The 15,637-nt window shown below is 66.5% G+C and carries 16 protein-coding genes and 2 tRNA genes; 6 read left to right on the top strand and 12 right to left on the bottom strand.

From position 1 onward, the window contains the following. Positions 1 to 32: 32 nt before the first annotated feature. Positions 33 to 641, bottom strand: coding sequence for a 3-isopropylmalate dehydratase small subunit (leuD, locus tag ACWGCN_RS07870; protein WP_378626302.1), 609 nt, complete (start codon positions 639 to 641; stop codon positions 33 to 35). 35 nt (positions 642 to 676) lie between these two features. Then, complete coding sequence (gene leuC / locus ACWGCN_RS07865) at positions 677 to 2,101, bottom strand: 3-isopropylmalate dehydratase large subunit (RefSeq protein ID WP_378992116.1); 1,425 nt, start codon at positions 2,099 to 2,101, stop codon at positions 677 to 679. A gap of 63 nt (positions 2,102 to 2,164) precedes the next feature. On the opposite strand from leuC, the gene ACWGCN_RS07860 reads away from it, so the two are divergent. Then, positions 2,165 to 2,866, top strand: coding sequence for an IclR family transcriptional regulator (locus tag ACWGCN_RS07860; RefSeq protein ID WP_101466364.1), 702 nt, complete (start codon positions 2,165 to 2,167; stop codon positions 2,864 to 2,866). Positions 2,867 to 2,917: 51 nt separating this feature from the next. Here ACWGCN_RS07860 and ACWGCN_RS07855 read toward each other — a convergent pair. From ACWGCN_RS07855 to ACWGCN_RS07840, 4 genes are all read right to left on the bottom strand, one after another. Then, positions 2,918 to 2,990: transfer RNA gene (locus ACWGCN_RS07855), tRNA-Glu, on the bottom strand. A 27-nt stretch (positions 2,991 to 3,017) separates the two neighbouring features. Then, positions 3,018 to 3,089: transfer RNA gene (locus ACWGCN_RS07850), tRNA-Gln, on the bottom strand. Positions 3,090 to 3,279: 190 nt separating this feature from the next. Continuing rightward, a complete protein-coding gene (gltX, locus tag ACWGCN_RS07845; protein ID WP_379221351.1) occupies positions 3,280 to 4,755 on the bottom strand; it encodes a glutamate--tRNA ligase in 1,476 nt (491 codons plus the stop codon). A 20-nt stretch (positions 4,756 to 4,775) separates the two neighbouring features. After that, a complete protein-coding gene (locus ACWGCN_RS07840; RefSeq protein ID WP_378626299.1) occupies positions 4,776 to 5,549 on the bottom strand; it encodes a fumarylacetoacetate hydrolase family protein in 774 nt (257 codons plus the stop codon). Positions 5,550 to 5,852: 303 nt separating this feature from the next. Between ACWGCN_RS07840 and ACWGCN_RS07835 the strand changes: the two genes are divergently transcribed. Next, entirely contained in the window at positions 5,853 to 7,028 is a 1,176-nt protein-coding gene (locus tag ACWGCN_RS07835) for an MFS transporter (protein ID WP_378992391.1), read from the top strand. 185 nt (positions 7,029 to 7,213) lie between these two features. Here ACWGCN_RS07835 and ACWGCN_RS07830 read toward each other — a convergent pair whose 3' ends face one another. From ACWGCN_RS07830 to serA, 3 genes are all read right to left on the bottom strand, one after another. Next, entirely contained in the window at positions 7,214 to 7,822 is a 609-nt protein-coding gene (locus tag ACWGCN_RS07830) for a Uma2 family endonuclease (protein WP_452460493.1), read from the bottom strand. Positions 7,823 to 8,023: 201 nt separating this feature from the next. After that, positions 8,024 to 9,031: a 3-isopropylmalate dehydrogenase gene (locus ACWGCN_RS07825; protein ID WP_387442084.1), complete on the bottom strand. Its 1,008-nt coding sequence runs from the start codon at positions 9,029 to 9,031 to the stop codon at positions 8,024 to 8,026. A gap of 119 nt (positions 9,032 to 9,150) precedes the next feature. After that, positions 9,151 to 10,749, bottom strand: coding sequence for a phosphoglycerate dehydrogenase (gene serA / locus ACWGCN_RS07820; RefSeq protein WP_378626296.1), 1,599 nt, complete (start codon positions 10,747 to 10,749; stop codon positions 9,151 to 9,153). 135 nt (positions 10,750 to 10,884) lie between these two features. Here serA and ACWGCN_RS07815 point away from each other — a divergent pair, with 135 nt between their 5' ends. Then, the gene (locus ACWGCN_RS07815; protein ID WP_452459076.1) at positions 10,885 to 11,688 is read left to right on the top strand and encodes a nucleotidyltransferase domain-containing protein; all 804 of its coding nucleotides are present in this window, start codon (positions 10,885 to 10,887) and stop codon (positions 11,686 to 11,688) included. Between the two features lie 72 nt (positions 11,689 to 11,760). Here the strand turns inward: ACWGCN_RS07815 and ACWGCN_RS07810 are convergent, their stop codons facing one another. Next, positions 11,761 to 11,964, bottom strand: coding sequence for a cold-shock protein (locus ACWGCN_RS07810; RefSeq protein WP_056812000.1), 204 nt, complete (start codon positions 11,962 to 11,964; stop codon positions 11,761 to 11,763). Between the two features lie 418 nt (positions 11,965 to 12,382). Between ACWGCN_RS07810 and ACWGCN_RS07805 the strand changes: the two genes are divergently transcribed. Both ACWGCN_RS07805 and ACWGCN_RS07800 read left to right on the top strand, forming a co-directional pair. Continuing rightward, positions 12,383 to 13,165 (top strand): MHYT domain-containing protein, encoded by a 783-nt coding sequence (locus ACWGCN_RS07805; RefSeq protein ID WP_378992106.1) that lies wholly within the window; start codon positions 12,383 to 12,385, stop codon positions 13,163 to 13,165. 88 nt (positions 13,166 to 13,253) lie between these two features. Further along, on the top strand, positions 13,254 to 13,523 hold the full coding sequence (locus ACWGCN_RS07800; RefSeq protein WP_452459075.1) for a hypothetical protein: 270 nt from the start codon (positions 13,254 to 13,256) through the stop codon (positions 13,521 to 13,523). On the opposite strand, the gene ACWGCN_RS07795 is transcribed toward ACWGCN_RS07800, so the two are convergent. After that, entirely contained in the window at positions 13,524 to 13,727 is a 204-nt protein-coding gene (locus ACWGCN_RS07795) for a cold-shock protein (RefSeq protein WP_358063985.1), read from the bottom strand. It abuts the gene before it with no gap. A gap of 170 nt (positions 13,728 to 13,897) precedes the next feature. Here ACWGCN_RS07795 and ACWGCN_RS07790 point away from each other — a divergent pair, with 170 nt between their 5' ends. After that, positions 13,898 to 15,193 carry a hypothetical protein gene (locus ACWGCN_RS07790; RefSeq protein ID WP_452459074.1) on the top strand — a complete coding sequence of 432 codons (1,296 nt, stop codon included), beginning with the start codon at positions 13,898 to 13,900 and terminating at the stop codon, positions 15,191 to 15,193. On the opposite strand, the gene ACWGCN_RS07785 is transcribed toward ACWGCN_RS07790, so the two are convergent. Beyond that, positions 15,183 to 15,626 (bottom strand): NUDIX hydrolase, encoded by a 444-nt coding sequence (locus ACWGCN_RS07785; RefSeq protein ID WP_452459073.1) that lies wholly within the window; start codon positions 15,624 to 15,626, stop codon positions 15,183 to 15,185. The genes ACWGCN_RS07790 and ACWGCN_RS07785 overlap by 11 nt on opposite strands. Between the last annotated feature and the right edge of the window lie 11 nt (positions 15,627 to 15,637).

Here is a 15,637-nt window from a genome sequence, read left to right as displayed (position 1 = left end):
GCCCAGGATGCGCCCCTAAGCGCCCCAGCTGATTACGCCCGTGAAATAGGCTCCGGCAGCGTCACGGGTTTCCATGACGGCCTTCCCTTTTCGAACTCGCTGATCTCGTCGGCGCGGCGCAGCGTGAGGCCGACATCGTCCAAACCCTCCAGCAGACGCCACCGGGTGTAGTCGTCAATATCGAACGGCAACACGACGGTTCCCGCTGTGACGGTGCGCGCGGACAGGTCGACAACCAATTCGATGCCGGGCTGTTCCTCGATCAGCTTCCAGAGCATTTCGACATCGTTCTGTGACATCTGCGCGGCCAACAGCCCGCCCTTGCCCGCATTTCCACGGAAGATGTCCGCGAAACGCGACGAGATGACCACCCGAAAGCCGTAGTCCGACAGCGCCCACACAGCGTGCTCACGCGAAGAACCGGTACCGAAATCCGGGCCCGCCACCAGCACGCTGCCCCGGGTGTACGGCTCGGTGTTGAGAATGAACTCCGGATCGGCACGCCAACCGGCGAACAAGCCGTCCTCGAAACCCGTTCGGGTCACGCGCTTCAGGTAAACGGCGGGGATGATCTGATCGGTGTCGACATTGGACCGGCGCAGCGGTACGCCGATGCCTTTGTGAACGGTGAAGGCTTCCATAACGATTCCCTTTCGATCTGTAGGTGATCGGTGACTCAGGCCAGATCGGCAGGCGAGGACAGGGTTCCACGGACCGCCGTGGCGGCCGCGACCAGCGGCGAGACCAGGTGCGTGCGACCGCCCTTGCCCTGCCTGCCCTCGAAATTGCGGTTCGAGGTCGACGCGCAGCGCTGGCCGGGTTCGAGCTGATCGGGATTCATACCCAGGCACATCGAGCAGCCCGCCTGACGCCATTCCGCGCCCGCGGCGGTGAAAATCTCGCCGAGTCCTTCTTTTTCCGCCTGCGCGCGCACCCGCATCGAGCCAGGCACAACCAGCATTCGTACGCCCTCGGCGACCTGGCGTCCCTTCAAAACATCGGCCACCGCGCGCAAATCTTCGATCCGGCCGTTGGTGCAGGAGCCGACGAATACGGTGTCGACGCTCACCTCACGCAGCGGCATTCCCGGCGTCAGGTCCATGTAGCGCAAGGCCTTCTCGGCGGATTCGCGCTCGTTCTCGTCGGCGATCTGGGCCGGGTCGGGCACATTCGCGCCCAGCGGCAGGCCCTGGCCGGGGTTGGTGCCCCAGGTGACGAACGGGGTGAGCGTGTTCGCGTCGATGTGGACCTCGGCGTCGTACTGCGCGCCTTCGTCGGTGACCAGCGCGTCCCAGGAGGCCACTGCGGCATCCCAGTCGGCTCCCTGCGGTGCGTGCGGGCGGCCCTTCAGGAATTCGTAGGTCACCTCGTCGGGGCCGATCATGCCGGCGCGTGCGCCCGCTTCGATGGACATGTTGCAGATCGTCATCCGCGCTTCCATCGACAGCTTGCGGATCGCCTCGCCGCGGTATTCCAGCACATAGCCCTGGCCGCCGCCCGTGCCGATCTCGGCGATCACGGCGAGGATCAGGTCCTTGCTCGTGACGCCCGGCGCCAATTCACCGTCGACGGTGATCGCCATCGTCTTGAACGGGCGCAGCGACAGCGTCTGGGTGGCGAGCACGTGCTCGACCTCGCTGGTGCCGATGCCCATCGCCAGCGCGCCGAAGGCGCCGTGGGTGGAGGTGTGGCTGTCACCGCAGACGACAGTCATGCCGGGCTGGGTGAGACCCAGCTGCGGACCGACCACGTGCACGATGCCCTGCTCCGCGTCGCCCATCGAGTGCAGGCGCACGCCGAATTCGGCGCAGTTGCGGCGCAGCGTCTCCACCTGGGTACGCGAGATCGGGTCGGCGATCGGCTTGTCGATATCGGTGGTGGGGACGTTGTGGTCCTCGGTGGCGATGGTGAGATCGGTCCTGCGCACCGGACGGCCCGCCGCGCGTAGCCCGTCGAAGGCCTGCGGACTGGTCACCTCGTGCACGAGGTGCAGATCGATGTAGATCAGGTCGGGTTCGCGGGAGGAACCATCGCCTTCGCCAGTGACGACGACGTGCTGTTCCCACACCTTCTCGGCCAGTGTGCGAGCGCGCTCGGCCATAGCTTGATCACCTTTCGACGGGCATACTTGGTATCTCAGCATTTGAGACGTTAGTATCGTTCTATGAGACAGCATAGCGGTATCGGTGTTCTCGACAAAGCCGTGGCGGTGCTCTATGCCGTCGCCGACGAGCCCTGCGGTCTCAACGACCTGTGCACCCGCACCGGCCTGCCACGCGCCACCGCGCATCGGCTGGCGGTCGGGCTGGAGACGCACCGGCTGCTGGCCCGTGACGGCAACGGACTGTGGCGGCCGGGGCCCGCGCTCACCGAGTTGTCGGCGGGGGCGGCCGATCCACTGGTGGAGGCCGCCGGTGCCATTCTGCCCCGTCTGCGCGAGATCACCGGCGAGAGCGTCCAGCTCTACTGCCGCGACGGTCACGCCCGCGTCTGCGTCGCCGCGCTGGAGCCGCCCGTCGGCCTGCGCGACACGGTGCCGGTCGGTTCGCGACTACCGCTCACCGCGGGTTCGGCGGCGAAGGTGTTGCTGGCATGGGCCGATCCCGAGTTGCAGCGCACGGTCCTGGCCGACGCGGTGTTCGGCGACCGGGCACTGGCCGAGGTGCGCAAGCGCGGCTGGGCGCAGAGTGCCGCCGAGCGCGCGCAGGGGGTGGCGAGCGTGTCGGCGCCGGTGCGCGATGCGGGCGGGGTGATCGTGGCCGCCGTGTCGGTCTCGGGGCCGATCGATCGAATGGGCCGTAGGCCGGGCGCGCGCTGGGCCGCCGATCTGGTCGCGGCCGCCGAGGCGTTGCACAAGCGATTGTAGAAACGAAGAAGGCCCCCGGTCGGATTCGACCGGGGGCCTTACTTTGCTTTGTAGCCCCGACGGGATTCGAACCCGCGCTACCGCCTTGAGAGGGCGGCGTCCTAGGCCGCTAGACGACGGGGCCAGGACGATCTCACAGAGTGAAACCTTGCTGGGGTACCAGGACTCGAACCTAGAATGGCTGTACCAGAAACAGCTGTGTTGCCAATTACACCATACCCCAAAGACCGAAACGCCCGGCCTTGCAATCCCCACCGAGTGGTTGTCGGTGTTGCGAGGCCGTGTTCCGCGGCGATGAGAAGATTACCAAACACTAGGGGGTAAACTACAAATCGCCTGGTCAGAAGCCGCTTTTCGGCCGTTTCGACCCTGCTGGAGCGGATGCGGCGCAGGGCCGCACCCGCTTCCCACAGCTACTGCGCGGCAGGAGCCCAACCACGGGCGGCACGCAGTCGATCGAGTGAGGCCTCGCGACCCAGCAATTCCATCGACTCGTACAGCGGCGGGCTGATGTGCGAACCCGTCACCGCGACCCGCACCGGCGCGAACGCCTTACGCGGCTTGAGCCCCAGATCGTCGATCAGCGCCTTTTTCAGCGCCTCCTCCAGTGCCGGGGTGGTCCACTCGCCCAGCGGCTCCACAGCGGCGATCGCGGCGTCGAGCACGGGGTCGGCCTCGGCGCCGAGATTCTTGGTGCCCGCCGCCTGGTCGATCGCGAACTCCGCGGGCGCGACGAAGAGGAACTTCAGCAGGTCCCACGCGTCACCGAGCACCACGATGCGGGTCTGCACGAGTTCGGCGGCGACCAGGAATGTCTTCTCGTCGACTTCGGCCCCGATGTGGCCCTTCGCGGTGAGGAACTCACGCAGACGGTGACCGAAATCGCCGGGCTCGAGAAGGCGAATCTGCTCGGCGTTGATCGCGTCGGCCTTCTTCTGATCGAAGCGGGCCGGATTCGAATTCACCGAGGAGATATCGAAAGCCGCGACCATTTCCAGCATGGAGAACACATCGCGGTCCTCGCCGATGCTCCAGCCGAGCAGGGCGAGGTAATTCAGCAAACCCTCGGGGATGAATCCGCGGTCCCGATGCAGAAACAGATTCGATTCCGGGTCGCGCTTGGACAGTTTCTTGTTGCCCTGACCCATCACGAACGGCAGATGCCCGAACTCGGGCGTGAACTCGGCAACCCCGATACGCTGCAGCGCGGCATACAGCGCGAGCTGACGTGGTGTCGAGGAGAGCAGATCCTCACCCCGCAACACATGGGTGATCCGCATCATCGCGTCGTCCACCGGATTCACCAACGTGTAGAGCGGGTCACCATTGCCACGGGTGAGGGCGAAATCGGGGACGGTGCCGGCTTTGAAGGTGGTTTCGCCGCGAACGAGATCATTCCATCCGAGATCTTCGTCGGGCATCCGCAAACGGACCACGGCGGGGCGACCCTCGGCTTTGTACGCCGCGATCTGCTCGGCGCTGAGATCGCGATCGAAATTGTCGTAACCGAGTTTCGGGTCGCGGCCGACGGCGCGATGACGGGCCTCGACTTCCTCCGGCGTCGAGAATGCCTCATAGGCCTCCCCGGCCTCGAGCAACCGGCGCACCACATCCAGATGCTGATCGCGGCGCAGCGACTGCCGGTAGGGCTCGTAGGGTCCGCCGACCTCGGGGCCCTCGTCCCAGATGAGCCCCAGCCAGCGCAGCGCGTCGAGCAGCGCGCGGTAGGAATCCTCGGAATCGCGGGCGGCGTCGGTGTCCTCGATGCGGAACACGAATTTGCCGCCGTGGTGGCGCGCGAACGCCCAGTTGAACAGCGCCGTGCGCACCAGGCCGACGTGCGGCGTACCGGTCGGCGACGGGCAGAAACGGACCCGTACTTCAGTCATGACTCTCTTCTCCGCTGGTCTCAGCGCTTGGTGGCAACAGGATTGGTGAGGGTGCCGATGCCCTCGACGGTGACCGACACGTTCTGCCCGGCCTGCAGCGGACCGACGCCTTCCGGTGTGCCGGTGAGGATCACGTCACCGGGCAGCAGGGTCATCACCGAGCTGATCCATTCGATGATCTTCGGAATATCGTGCAGGAACAACGACGTGCGGCTGCGCTGACGGACCTCGCCGTCGACCTCGGTGACGATCTCCAGATCGCTTGGATCCAGCGCGGTTTCGATCCACGGGCCGAGCGGGCAGAACGTGTCGTAGCCCTTGGCCCTGGTCCACTGGCCGTCGTGGCGCTGCTGGTCACGAGCAGTGACGTCGTTGGCGATGGTGTAGCCGAGGATCACCTCGGACGCCTTGGCCGCGGCCACGTCCTTGCACGGACGGCCGATCACCACGGCCAGCTCGCCCTCGTAGTCGACCTGAGAAGAGCTGGGCGGCAGGATGATCGATGCGTTCGGGCCGATGATCGAGGTGTTCGGCTTGATGAAGATCACCGGGTCCACCGGCGCCGCACCGCCCATTTCGGCCGCGTGGGCGGCGTAGTTCTTCCCGATGCAGATCACTTTGCTCGCCAGGATCGGTGCCAGCAGGCGGATATCGGCCAGCGGCCAGCTCCGTCCGGTGAACGTCGGCGAGCCGAACGGATGTTCGGCGATCTCCTTGGCGACGGCATCGCTTCCGTCACCCTCGATGCTGACGAAAGCGACTCCATCGGGACTGGCAACTCGACCTAAGCGCATGCCCCGGAGTCTATCGAGACGGGGCTACCTGCCCGAACGCACCCGTGATGCGACACCGGTCGCTCGATAGCCGCCCGGTGGAAGTGCGGGCAAGATCACACCGGTGTGATTCGAAGCCACTGCCCGCCTGCGGGATTCGCGCGTGCGCCGATGTGACCCGTCAGACACCTCGCCGGTGCGGAAATTCCACGGGTCACCGGTGTAGCGTGATCATCGACGTTCAAACAATGAGACATCAATCTCAGATAATGAGATGCAATCGTGCAATTCGGCGAGGTGAGAATCGTGACAGACGCGCGGCCGATGGCCCCAGTGACGCGGATCGGTGACGGCAGACGCTGGATGATGCTCGCCCTCGGTGTCTTCGCGCAGACCTCGAGTTCGATCTTCATCCACGGCACCCCGTTCCTGCTGCCCGCGCTCACCGCTCGTGGCGATTCACTCGCGTCCGCCGGAGCCCTGGTGGCATTGCCGACCGTAGGTCTGGTCTGCACCCTGATCGCCTGGGGGTACGTGGTCGACCGGATCGGCGAACGCATCGTGCTGGTGGCGGGGACCCTGCTGATGTTCGTGGCAGGCGTCGCAGCGGCCGTGGTGGACAACCCGGTCGCGTTCGGTGCGCTGCTGTTCGTGGGCGGCATCGGCGCCGCCAGCTCCAACGGCGCGAGTGGCCGGGTGATCGTCGGCTGGTTCCCGCCGGACCGGCGTGGCCTGGCCATGGGTATACGCCAGACCGCACAGCCACTGGGCGTCGGCATCGGCGCGCTCACCATCCCGTGGGTGGCCGCGCACCACGGCATCCCCGCGGCGCTGCTGGTACCGGCCCTGATGGCCGGGGTCGCCGCGATCGGCTGCCTGGTCGGCATCATCGACCCACCGCGACCGGCCGCGAAGGCCGCCGATCGCGCCAATCCCTATCGCGGCGACTCCACTCTGTGGCGCATCCACGGCGTCTCGATCCTGCTGGTCGTCCCCCAGGCCACACTGTGGACCTTCGGCCTGCTGTGGCTCCACGTCGACCTGGGTTGGTCACTGGCCGCGGCAGGCGCCTTGATGACCGCCACCCAATTCCTCGGCGCCGCAGGCAGAATCGGCGCGGGAGCCTGGTCGGACCGAGTCGGCTCCCGCCTGGGCCCCCTGCGTCAGGTAGCCATCGCCGCCGCCCTCGCCATGGCCGCCCTGACTGTCACCGCCTGGACCGACTGGTGGTGGGCCGCCGTCCCGTTGATGGTCGCGGCTTCAGTGATCTCGGTGTCCGACAACGGATTGGCGTTCACAGCCGTGGCCGAGATCGCCGGCCCCTTCTGGAGCGGTCGCGGCCTCGGCATCCAGAACACCGGCCAGAACCTCGCGATAGCCGCCGTCCCACCACTTTTCGGTGCCGTGATCACGGCGACCGGCTTCCCTGTGGTCTACGCCTTGGCGGCGGTCGCCGCAGTGGCGGCGGTGCCCTTGGTACCCAGAGAATCCCGAAAGTAACGGCACGGCAGTCTGGTTCATCGAGACACGGCGCCCCCTACCCTGCTCGCACCCCTGCCCACGAATTGCGTTCCGGGACAGTCGAGTAGCCGTATCACCCACTCACCGGACACAATTCGATCCGCGCCACCAACGGCAAAGGCTCGCTCCGGCATTCAGCCGGAGCGAGCCTAGTTGCCGAGCTGTCAGAACTCGATCAGCTGTTCGGGATCGAAGGACAATCGAACATCGCTGTCTCCCTGCAACACTGCGTCGAACATCGAGCCGGATCCGACCGCCGGATCGGCACGATAGGTACCTGCGCCCGCATCGAGCAGCAGCCGGATGACTCGAATGCTGGGCCGATGCTCCACGATCCAATATTCGGGAATCCCGAGCGCCGCATACTCACCGACTTTTCGCACCCGATCGGTACGTTCGCTCCCGCTGCCCGGCGAGACCACCTCGACAACGAGCAAGACATCGAGTCCTGGAAGAATTTTCGGCACCTCGTCCACGATCACCGATCGTGCGACGTCACGAGGAACGATGAGAACGTCAGGCTTCCGTACACCGGAAGGGGTGCTGATCTCCCACTCACCGCCGTCGAGGACCACCAGTGAGTCGTTGGGCAGTGCGCCTCGCACTATTTGAGCCAGCCGGTGCGCGATCCAGTTGTGCCGAGCCCCCGCAGCCACCTCGACCAACCACCCGTCCTCGAGTTCGAACCCTTTGCCGTCCTCCGACAGGTCGTGCAGATCGAGCACAGTGTAGGGGCCGAAGCCGCTGTCACCGACAGCGCGGTCAACCGTCATCTCGCCTCCCGATCTGGGGCCTTCCACCCTTCATCTGCCTGACCGCCCGACTGGACACGCCACGATGTGATCAGTCTAATCACCACGGTCTGGGATAGACACCACCGTCGAGTCGCGTACAGATTCAGCGACCGATCACCCGAAACCTGGAAGGGCCTGCACCATCGAGCACCGGTGCAGGCCCTTCCCCGTCGAGTTGTCCTACACGATGGCCGCGATGCGGTCGCCGACCTCCACGGTGGAGGCGGTGCCGGTGCGCGAGGCCAGGTCCTTGGCGACGGCGGATTCGATGCGCGCCGCGCCCTCGGTGTTGCCGAGGTGGTTGAGCAGCAACGAGACCGAGAGGATGGCGGCGGTCGGATCGGCCTTGGACTGACCCGCGATATCGGGGGCACTGCCGTGGACCGGCTCGAACATCGACGGGTTCACACCCGAGGCGTCGATATTGCCCGAGGCGGCCAGACCGATGCCACCGCTGACGGCGGCGGCGAGGTCGGTGATGATGTCGCCGAACAGGTTGTCGGTGACGATCACGTCGAAGCGGCCCGGATCGGTCACCATGTGGATAGTGGCGGCGTCGATGTGCTGGTACGCCGTGGTCACATCCGGGAATTCGACCGCGACCTCGTCGACGGTGCGCTGCCACAGCGAACCGGCGAAGGCGAGCACATTGTTCTTGTGCACCAGGGTGAGGTGCTTGCGACGGGCACGCGCGGTGGCGAAGGCGTAGCGCACCACACGCTCGATGCCGAAGCGGGTGTTGTTGGAAACCTCGGTCGCCACCTCGTGCGGGGTGCCGACGCGGATCGCGCCACCGGTGCCGGTGTACGGGCCCTCGGTGCCCTCGCGCACGACCACGAAGTCGATATCCGGGTTGCCCGACAGGGGGCTGGTGACACCCGCGTGCAGCTTCGACGGACGCAGGTTCACGTGGTGATCCAGCGCGAAACGGGTCTTGAGCAGCAGTCCACGCTCGAGCACGCCGCTGGGCACCGACGGATCGCCGATCGCGCCGAGCAGAATCGCGTCGTGCTGCTTGAGCTCGGGCAGCACCGACTCCGGCAGGATCTCCCCGGTGCGGTGGTAGCGCGCGGCGCCCAGGTCGTACTCGGTCTTGTCCACACCGGGCACCACCACGTCGAGCACCTTGAGCGCCTCGGCGATGACCTCGGGACCGATGCCGTCACCGGCGATTACTGCGAGTTTCATGAACTAGCTCCGTTCGAAGTCGGGGCGGACCGTGCCGCGCCGGGATACAGGTGCGCGCCGCCACCGTGAGGTGACGGCGCGCAGCTGCCGATGTCCCGGCTGTACCGGGACGAAACAACTCAGGCCAGGTCGACCAGGACGACCTTCGAGGCGCCGACGGCCTCGGCGATCGCGGTCTGCACCTCGGCGGACACCTCGGCGTTGACGCGCAGCACCACGGTGGCGCCTTCGGCGTCCACGTCCTGGCTCAGCTGCGCGGCCAGGATGTCGATCTCGGCCTCGCCCAGCAGGGTGCCGATCTTGCCCAGCGCGCCCGGCTTGTCGCTGTAGTTCAGCACGGCCAGGTTCAGGCCCTCGGCGCGCATGTCGTAGTTGCGGCCGTTGATGTTGACGATCTTCTCGACCAGGTTGGGCTCGGTCAGGGTGCCCGCCACGTTCAGGGTCGAACCGTCGCCGAACACAGCGCGCAGGTCGACGACGCTGCGGTGAGTGGGGCTCTCCGACGCGGTGGTGACGGTGGCGGTGATGCCACGGTCCTTGGCCAGCGCCGGGGCGTTGACGAAGGTGACCTGGTCCTCGACCAGCGCCGAGAACACACCGCGCAGCGCCGACAGCTCCAGCACGGCGACGTCCTGCGCGGACAGCTCGCCGCGCACCTGGACCTCGACACTGACGGGCAGCTCGCTGGCGATGGCGCCGAGCAGCGCGCCCTGCTTGCGGACGACGTCCAGCCAGGGGGCGACCTCGTCGTTCACGGCGCCACCGGTGACGTTCACCGCGCCCGGCACGAACTCACCGGCCAGCGACAGCAGCACCGACTTGGCGACGTCGGTGCCCGCGCGGTCCTGGGCTTCCGAGGTGGAGGCGCCGAGGTGCGGCGTCACGACGACCTGCGGGAGGTCGAACAGCGGCGAGTCGGTGCACGGCTCGGTCTCGAACACGTCCAGGCCGGCGGCACGCACGTGGCCGGACTTGATGGCGTCGGCAAGCGCCTGCTCGTCGATCAGCCCACCACGGGCGGCGTTGACGATGATGACGCCCGGCTTGGTCTTGGCCAGCGTCTCGGCGTTGAGCATGCCCTTGGTCTCGGGCGTCTTCGGCAGGTGGATGGAGATGAAGTCGGCGCGCTCGAGCACCTCCTCCAGGCTCAGCAGCTCGATGCCGAGCTGCGCGGCGCGAGCGGGCGAGGTGTAGGGGTCGTACGCGACGATCTTGGTCTCGAAAGCGGCCAGGCGCTGCGCGAACAGCTGCCCGATGCGGCCGAGGCCGATCACGCCGACAGTCTTGCCGAAGATCTCGACACCGTTGAACTTGCTGCGCGCCCAGGTCTTCTCCCGCAGGGTCGCGTCGGCGGCCGGGATCTGCCGGGCGGCCGAGAGCAGCAGTGTGACGGCGTGCTCGGCGGCGGTGTGGATGTTGGAGGTCGGCGCGTTGACGACCATCACGCCACGCTCGGTGGCGGCGGGCACGTCGACGTTGTCGAGGCCGACGCCGGCCCGGGCGACGATCTGCAGCTTCTTGCCCGCGTCGAGCACTTCGGCGTCGACGGTGGTGGCGGAGCGCACGAGCAGTGCGTCGGCCTCGGGGACCGCGGCGAGCAGCGCCGGGCGGTCGGGTCCGTCGACCCAGCGAACCTCGACACCGTCACCGAGTGCGTCGACGGTCGACTGGGCGAGCTTGTCGGCGATCAGAACTACAGGACGGCCTGCTTGGCTCACTGTGGGGTACTCCTGGGGAAGAAAGGGGGTCGGCAGTTACCGCCGACCAGGATAGTCGCCCGGACTTCGGCTGCCCTTACCCCCCTGCCCGAAAACCGGGTGAACCCTGGGCACCCACCGCTCTACGATCACCGCATGTCCTTGCGCACCGTCCCCGAATCGATGGACCCGGCCGTGGTGGCCGCCGTCGACGCAGAGCTCGATCGGGTGGCTGCCGAGCACAACGTGTCCATCCGTCTCGCGATCGAAAGTGGCAGCCGTGCTTGGGGTTTCCCCTCGCCCGATTCCGATTACGACTGCCGTTTCGTCTATGTGGCAGGCCTGGAGACCTACCTGTCTCCGTGGCGCACCCGCGATGTGATCGAAACGCCGCTGATCGGGCTGCTCGACGTGAACGGCTGGGATCTGGCCAAGGCGCTGCGCCTGCTGGTGGCGGGCAACGCGGTGCTCGTCGAATGGTTGATGTCGCCGATCGTCTACCGCGGCGACGAGGCGTTTCGCGCCCGGCTGCGCGAGGTGGCGAGGGAGGTGGCCGATCGCGACCGGATCGCTCGGCACTACCTGCACCTGGGCGCGCGCCAGTGGGCGCTGTTCGAGCGCAACGGCGGTTTGAAGAAGGTGTTCTACGCGCTGCGGCCCGCGATGGCGCTGCGCTGGTTGCGTGAGCATCCGGGTGCCGCGGTGGCGCCGATGCATCTGCCGACGCTGCTCGCCGAGTGCGAGTTGCCGGTCGACCTGGTGGCGGCGATCACCGAACTGACCGATCTCAAGTCGAAGACGAGGGAGATGGGTTCGGCCGCCCCGCCCGCGTTGATCACGGCGTTCATCGACGCCGAATTCGACAGGGCCACCACGGAATTCAACTCCCGCAGGCCGCGTGATCTCACCGCGTCGATGGCTGTCACCGGCGAGTTCTTCCGCGCCGAGGCGCTGCGGTGACTACCCCCGGATAGCAGAAACTCCGCACCAACTGGTGCGGAGCTTCACATTCGTACGCTGGTCAGCGCAGAATCAGATGGCGCGAACGTCCTGAGCCTGGGGGCCCTTCTGACCCTGACCGACCTCGAACTCCACGCGCTGGCCCTCTTCGAGGGACTTGAAGCCGGAGCCGCCGATCGCGGAGTAGTGAACGAAGACGTCCGGGCCGCCTCCGTCTTGGGCGATGAAGCCGAAGCCCTTTTCGCCGTTGAACCACTTAACAACACCCTGTGCCATTTCAAAAACCTTCTGTAGATGAGCTAGGTCCTAATAGTCCGGCCCTGGTCTCGGTGTCCACCATGCCATGATCCGACGAATTCGGCCACATCGCACAGTGCAAAGTGTGCGAACTGTGAGGAAGGCAACCCCCAGATCCTGCCAGCAGCCACTGGCACGGAGGTGACGCGGGCTGCTTTCGGGGTGGATGCTCGCCGTATGCCGAGGCAGTTGCTCCACGGATGCCGGATTAGCCGGGAGCGCACACCAAACCGACTGGAACGCTTCACCATCGAGAGCTCTATGCAATAGGGGCATGTCATCGTCAGCAACCCTAGACATTTTCGAGAAACCCAGTACGGCAAATTCCCTACCAGCGTATTTTCCGAGATCGTGAGGGATCGCACGCCTCGCCGAGAAATCACGCTAGGAGTAGACGGTGCTGGATATCAACCATTTCACTTACGGCTGGGTGACCCCCTTGCTGGCCTATGCCATGTCGGTCGTCGGGTCGATGCTGGCGCTGCGTTGCATGGTTCGCTCGCGCGCTTCCGGCATGCACGGCGGTTGGCTCACGGCGGCCGCGATCGCACTCGGTGGCACCGGAATCTGGGTCATGCATTTCATCGCGATGCTCGGTTTTTCGGTACGCGGCGTGACCATCCGCTACAACGTTCCCGTCACCTTGTTCAGCGCCGCTGTCGCCATGGGTGTGGTGTGGCTCGGATTGTCCATCGTGGTGCGCCGCAGCTGGGACAGCGCCGCATTACCGGTCGGCGGAACGATCACCGGGCTCGGCGTGGGGGCCATGCACTACGCGGGCATGTACGCGATGAAAACCGACGCCGAGATCATCTACGACCCCGTCGTGGTCGCCGCGTCGCTCGCCATCGCGGTGGTCGCCTCGATCGCGGCGCTGTGGTTCGCCCTGCACATCCACGGCATCGTCGCCACCGCGGGCGCGGCCCTGCTGATGGGCGTGGCCGTCACCGGCATGCACTACACCGGCATGTTCTCGATGAGCGCGCACACCAGCGCCCACGTGGCCCATGCCAGCGGCGCCACCGCGGCCCAGCTGCTCACACCCCTGATCATCGGCATCAGCATGGTGACCATGATCCTGCTGATGCAGGTCGGCATCACCGAAGCCGAGGACCCCAACCTCACCCGCCCCGTGGACGGTCAACGCGCCAGCCGCTTCTGGCCCAGCGGCCAGAACTGAAACCTGTCGGACCCCGATGCGACAATGAAGGAGGTAGAAAACACCGGCATGAGCTGCGGCTATGCCGATTTCCGGGGGGAGTTACACGATGCCGATCGTCATTGTCGCCACCATTGCCTGCGCGGTCCTCGGCGCACTCAGCCTGTATGCCGCCACCGTCGCCGAAACCCGCGCGAACCGCGCGTTGCACGACTCCCGGTCCTGCTTCGTCGGCGACGGTAACCCCACGAATTCCTTCTTCACGCATCGCGCCCGGCACGACCGGCTGCACCGCCTGACCAATCAGCTGCTCATCCTGAGCGCGGTCGTCTCACTGGCGGCAACGGGGTTGGCCGCCTACGCGGTGGCTGTCTTCTGATCACCCGGCCCGCACATCGTGTGCTTCGGGTCCGCGCCGGGTCTCGGTGACGGTGTATTCCACGCGCTGACCGTCGCGCAGCGTACGGAACCCCGCACCGGCCAGCGCGGTGTATTCGACGAATACGTCGGGTCCGCCTGCGTCGGGAGTGATGAATCCGAATCCCTTGCCGCTGTCGAACCAGGCCACGATCCCGCTCGGCATCCACCGACCTTCCGACTCCTGTGCCTGCCAACCTGATTCGCTAATCGTCGCATGCCGGTGCCCGCGACACGACCGGCATTCGATTCGAGGAGCCGATCGCCCGGTGACGAAGTGGATATGCTCCGGACACGGTCCGACCGGACCGGCTCAGCCGCGAGAACGGGGATTCGGTGCAGCCTTCGACCGTTCGCTGCGCGGCCGAAACCGTGACGATCTTCGTCACCACCTCGGTGGCGGCGCTCGTGATCATGTTGCCGATCAGTTTCGCGTCCTTGGCGGCATCGCTGCACGTCGACCTGCTGGTGTTCAACATTCCGCGGGCGATGACCGGTGCGGCGTTCATCGCGGTGATCACCGCCGCCGTCACGGTGGCGATCGGCAGCGTGCGAACGGCCCGCTGGACCGCGCTGATCGCCCTGGTCGGCATCTTGGTGAACCATCTCGCGCTACTCCCCGACAGCGCCGACGGTCACCTCGACATTCTGTCGCTGCCCACCTTGAACTTCATCGACGCACTACTGGCGGGGGCTGTCATCGGCGCGCTCGCGGTCGCGGTCTGGAACGAACCGCTCCTGCGCACCGTGTATCTGTTCGGCACGCTCGGCGGCACCATCCTGGGCGACCTGACCCAGTCGCCCACCGACCCGAACTCCGACGGTTTCAGCGGTGCGCTCGGCGGCGCACTGCCCCTGTGGTTCATCGCCGCGAGCGTGCTCGCGCTCGCCTACTTCGCGCTCACCACCGTGGCCACGCCCCGCTGGACCACCGAAACCGCCATTCCGCTGGCGCCCGTGTTCGCCGCCGTCGTCGCCTTCACGACGACCATCATCACCGCGCTCGCCGTGGCATCGCACAAGACCAGCGCCCCTTATCTGATCGTCGCCTCGGTCGTCGCCATCGCGGCCGCGGTCGCCGCCGCGATGATCCTGCCGGGACGCGACGGGATTCTGGTCCTGCTGATGAGCAGTTTCTCGGTCGCGGGCAGCCTCGTCATCACGCTGCCGCGTTCCGGCTGGGTCGATCTCGCCACCCTCGCCGCCACCGCCGCCGGCCTACTGATCGGTATCCGCACACCGCGTCCACTGGTAGCCGCGACGAGTGTGCTCGCCCTGGCCTGCCTCGTCCTGGCCGCCGATATCTTCGACCCACCCGCCACGCTCACCGCGGCCCTCGGCTGCCTCGCCCTCGGCTCGGTCGCCGGGTATTGCCTCGGCACAGCTGTTCCACAAAGTCCCACGTCCGGGACCGTCGGACTGGCGATCCTGTTCGTGCCCTCGATCGGTGTCGCTTTGAGCGACACCGACTTCGGCCACCTCGCCTATTCGTCGTCCTGGTACCGCACCACAGATGTCGACCGCGGGATCGGCCCCGGCGCGGTTGCGATCGTCGTGGCACTCGGCTGCGCGATCGCCGTCCTGGCCCTGATGCGCCTGCGCTCCGAGACCTCCGAGATCGTCAGCTCCTAGCCGAATCCCAGCCGTATTCCGAGAACGTTTCCCCTGTCATCACCTTGCCGATCCCGACCCGGCAGTAGTCGACGATCTCCTCGGGCAGCGCTTCGGGCTCGAACCATCCCAGTTCCGAACATTTTTCGGGCTCCCGGTTGGCGACCCCGCCTGTCCAGCGTCGTACGGTGAAGAACATCTGAACCCGCTCATCGCTGTGCAGCACATGCGCGAATTCCACATCCCGAGCGTCGATCTCGACCCCCACCTCCTCGCGAGCCTCCCTGATCAACCCGGCCACCGCCGACTCGCCCGCCTCCAGATGTCCCGCGGGCACATGGAACAACCCATCGCCGAACCCCGTATTCGCCCTGCGCCCCAACAACACCCGCCCCTGTGCGTCGACCAACACCAGATGAACCCCCACCAGCACCCGGTACTTCTCCACTGTCACCCCTCCTGATC

The organism is Nocardia sp. NPDC055050, from assembly GCF_053608345.1.
Note: the sequence above shows the minus strand (reverse complement) of the source record. Positions and strands in the feature narration are given on the sequence as shown.